General features: G+C 49.8%; 6 protein-coding genes. All 6 read left to right on the forward strand.

Annotation, left to right across the window (positions count from 1 at the left end):
• Positions 1 to 122 precede the first annotated feature (122 nt).
• The gene (locus tag VIN66_RS11280) at positions 123 to 569 is read left to right on the forward strand and encodes a hypothetical protein (RefSeq protein WP_331924087.1); all 447 of its coding nucleotides are present in this window, start codon (positions 123 to 125) and stop codon (positions 567 to 569) included.
• A gap of 209 nt (positions 570 to 778) precedes the next feature.
• Entirely contained in the window at positions 779 to 2,161 is a 1,383-nt protein-coding gene (locus VIN66_RS11285; protein WP_331924088.1) for an NAD-dependent succinate-semialdehyde dehydrogenase, read from the forward strand.
• A 100-nt stretch (positions 2,162 to 2,261) separates the two neighbouring features.
• A complete protein-coding gene (locus tag VIN66_RS11290; RefSeq protein WP_331924089.1) occupies positions 2,262 to 2,594 on the forward strand; it encodes a cupin domain-containing protein in 333 nt (110 codons plus the stop codon).
• Positions 2,542 to 2,937, forward strand: coding sequence for a hypothetical protein (locus tag VIN66_RS11295; protein WP_331924090.1), 396 nt, complete (start codon positions 2,542 to 2,544; stop codon positions 2,935 to 2,937). The genes VIN66_RS11290 and VIN66_RS11295 overlap by 53 nt, the downstream gene beginning before the upstream one ends.
• A gap of 48 nt (positions 2,938 to 2,985) precedes the next feature.
• Positions 2,986 to 3,327, forward strand: coding sequence for a gamma-glutamylcyclotransferase family protein (locus tag VIN66_RS11300; protein ID WP_331924091.1), 342 nt, complete (start codon positions 2,986 to 2,988; stop codon positions 3,325 to 3,327).
• A 58-nt stretch (positions 3,328 to 3,385) separates the two neighbouring features.
• A partial coding sequence (locus VIN66_RS11305) for a uracil-DNA glycosylase family protein (protein WP_331924092.1) occupies positions 3,386 to 3,614 on the forward strand: 229 nt, incomplete at its 3' end.

The raw sequence follows: 3,614 nt of genomic DNA on the forward strand, positions 1-3,614 counted from the left end.
AATCAGAGTTCATCATTGAAAGAAAAATATAACAATCGCCATCAAAAACGCGCCCTTTGGGCGCTCGACTCGCAACAAGTTGCTCGCGTGTGTGGCGGGCGTTAGGCATTCACGGAGGAAAGATGCATTCTGCTAGTAATAAGTATCTTCTGGCTGCGGCGATATGTTGTTTCGCTGCTGCACTTGCTCATTTGGGTTGTATTGTGTTCGGAGGCGATTGGTATCGTTTCTTTGGTGCAGGGGAGCAGATGGCCCGGATGGCAGAGCAAGGGCTTTGGTATCCGACAATTGTAACCTCTGTCATTGTCATGGTGCTTTTGGTTTGGGCGCTTTATGGCTTGTCGGGCGCAGGCGCAATTAAACGTTTACCTCTAACAAAATTGGCGCTAATCCTCATTGCCAGTATATTTTTAATTCGCGGCGTTTCCTTCGTCGGGTTAATGCCAATGTTCCCAGAAAACAGTTTGACATTTTGGTTAATTAGTTCTGGTATATGTTTGTTTATTGGCGGCCTGTTTGCTGTAGGTTGCTGGCAGCAATGGCCGGTGTTAAATGGTAAAAAAGTCTGAAAATCTGCTGCATGCTGCCTTGTAAATCAGGGGAAGGTGCAGTGCAAATCCTTCACATGGCGTAGCTGGTGCACGGCACTAAAGCCAACTTATGCTGCATTAAAAATTAATATAATCAAATTGTTAAAATAATATCCGCCATAACGCCAGACTTGGCGCTGCCTTTGCACCCTTTAGCTTTACTTGCAACAACTGAAGGGGGCAACATCATGACTAATACTGTTACTACTATTAACCCTTACACCGAACATCCGATTAAAGAGTATCGCCTGCTGGATGAAAAAGCCGCGCAGCAGGCGGTAGATAATGCCGATAAATGTTTCCAGAGCTGGAAGCTTGTCAGTATTAAAGAGCGGGCAGCGTTAGCGCTGAACCTGGCAAAGGTGCTGGAAAGCCAGCAACAGCAGCTGGCACAGCTAATGACTGATGAAATGGGCAAGGTTAAAGCGCAGGGGCTACAGGAAGTGCAGCTTTGCGCCGAAATTTGCCGTTACACCGCTAAGCAGGCGGCAGAGGTATTGGCGGACGAGCAGCGCGACACGGAAAACGGCCGTGCCATCATTAGCTACCAACCAATAGGCGTGATTCTGGGCATACAGCCGTGGAATTTTCCGTTGTATCAGGTGATCCGCTACAGCATTGTTAACCTGGTAGCCGGCAATACCACAGTGTTAAAACATGCGTCCAACGTGTTTGGCATGGCAGAAAAAATTGCCGCCATGTTTCTTGAAGCAGGGTTTCCGACACATTGCTATCAATCGCTACTGATTGATGGCGATACCGCTACCGGCTTAATCAGTCACCCTAAGGTGCGCGGCGTTAGCTTTACCGGCAGCGACGAAGTCGGTAAGTCGGTTGCCGCAGCTGCCGCAAAACTGGCGAAGAAAACTGTACTGGAACTGGGTAGCAATGACGCCTACCTGATCCTGGACGATGCCGATATTGAATTAGCGGTGAAAACCTGTGTTGAAGGCCGTATGGTGAATAACGGCGAAACCTGTGTGGCGGCAAAGCGCTTTATTGTGACAGAGAAAAACTACGCCGCTTTTAAACATGCTTTTGCCACGGCGATGGCGCATTTGAAAATGGGCGATCCTAATGCCCAAGATACTGATATTGGCCCGCTGGCAAGAGCTGACTTGCGCGATAAACTGCATCAGCAAGTGACAGAATCAATAGAGGCTGGCGCGACTGTAGTATGTGGTTGTGAAATTCCGGAACAGAGAGGTTTTTTCTATCCACCGTCGATTCTGGAAAATGTCAGCCCGCAGATGCCAGCCTATGATGATGAACTGTTCGGCCCGGTGGCATCGCTTATCCGGGCAAAAGACGATGCTCAGGCCATGCAGATAGCCAATGACTCACGCTATGGTTTGGGTGGCGGTATCTTTTCTGCCAATGTTGACCATGCCATTGCGCTGGCAAAACAGCATTTTGATACCGGTATGGTAAACATAAACGGCTATGCACTGGCACAACCTAACCTGCCGTTTGGTGGTGTAAAAGACAGTGGCTACGGCCGCGAACATGGCGGCTTTGGCCTGCGCGAGTTTGTTAATGTGAAGCTGATTATGGTGGCGAATAAAGACTAAACGTTTGGCATTGTTACGGCTTTATATCAAATATCCGATTGCCTTTGCTGCCAGATTTGCCGCAGAATCTGGCTGAACTCGTTAGCTTACAGGAGGACAGATGCCAGGCAGTTACCCGGATAAAATTAAGGCCTTACCGTTGTACGATGGCCGTTTCGATGCATACCGCTTAGCGGCAGATAACAGTGATGTGTTATTTGCATCCTATCCTGCCGGTACCCGGATCCCGGCTCATACCCATGATACGGATAACTATGGTGTGATTACCAAAGGAGAGTTGATCCTGACAATACATGGTGAAACGCAACGTATTGGCGTTGGCCAGTGGTACAGTGTGCCCGCGCAGGTAGAGCATGCAGCGCGGTTTGAGGTAGAAACAGATGAAATTGAGTTCTGGTTTAAACGGAGTGATGATGACACAGTACCGCGTTAAGTTTGATTTTGTCGTGTATTTTACCAATGGTGGCAGTTTATCGGCACAGGATTTCCGGCTGGATATTGCGCAAAGTGATATCAGTGATGATGCCCTGGCCGCTTATCTGATCCAGGATATGCGGCTGCTGATGGCTGGCAGGGTAGATATCAGTAACAAGCACATTCTGCAGGAGCCGCATAAACGTTCTGCTATCGACAGTGACAGTTTGCCACAAGCGACTGTTGAACTGACTCAGCAGCAGCTGTCGGCGGCAGAGCTGGTTACGTTGGCCCGGCATAGCCCGGTGCGTATTGTTGCAGCAGATGGTGAAAGTTACACTCTGGCCAGGCTGGTGCACTAACCGGGCCAGCCTTTTATGCCTTATCAGACCATACAGCACGGAGACGCTATGCCAAAACTGTTTTCTTATGGCACCTTACAGCAAAAAAACGTACAAGTAGCGAACTTTGGCCGTGAACTAAGCGGTAGCAAAGATACGCTACAGGGCTATATTGTCGGCGAAATCGAGATTACTGATGAACGTGTACTGCGTGAAAGCGGTAAGGCATTTCACCCTATTCTGCGTTATACCGGTAACCTTGCCGATGAAGTGGCTGGCACGGTGTTTGAGCTAACCAATGCTGAACTGACGCAGGCTGACGATTACGAAGTCGATGCCTATCAGCGGGTCAGTGCCCGTTTAAAATCGGGCACTGAGTGCTGGATTTATGCCGCCGCACAACCTCGCTGATACGGTACGTGACTGCAGCTTATGCGCAGCGCATTTGCCGCAGCCGCCCAGGCCGATTTTGCAGTGGCACCCCGCTGCACGGATTTTAATTGCCGGCCAGGCGCCGGGCCAAAAGGCACATGATGCAGCAAAGCCTTTTGCTGACGCCAGTGGTGAGCGCTTGCGGCAATGGCTGGGTATTACCGCTGAGCAATTTTATAACCCTAAACTGGTAGCAATACTGCCGATGGGGTTTTGTTTTCCCGGTCGCGGTAAAAGTGGTGACTTGCCACCGCGACCGGAGTGCG

Source organism: Rheinheimera sp., from assembly GCF_036568245.1.
In the GTDB taxonomy this organism is placed as follows: Bacteria; Pseudomonadota; Gammaproteobacteria; order Enterobacterales; family Alteromonadaceae; genus Alishewanella.

What these genes read in the sequence shown, in the direction of transcription:
- VIN66_RS11280 (WP_331924087.1), top strand. Translation starts at nt 123, where the DNA reads ATGCATTCTGCTAGTAATAAGTATCTTCTGGCTGCGGCGATATGTTGT.
- VIN66_RS11285 (WP_331924088.1), top strand. Translation starts at nt 779, where the DNA reads ATGACTAATACTGTTACTACTATTAACCCTTACACCGAACATCCGATT.
- VIN66_RS11290 (WP_331924089.1), top strand. Translation starts at nt 2,262, where the DNA reads ATGCCAGGCAGTTACCCGGATAAAATTAAGGCCTTACCGTTGTACGAT.
- VIN66_RS11295 (WP_331924090.1), top strand. Translation starts at nt 2,542, where the DNA reads ATGAAATTGAGTTCTGGTTTAAACGGAGTGATGATGACACAGTACCGC.
- VIN66_RS11300 (WP_331924091.1), top strand. Translation starts at nt 2,986, where the DNA reads ATGCCAAAACTGTTTTCTTATGGCACCTTACAGCAAAAAAACGTACAA.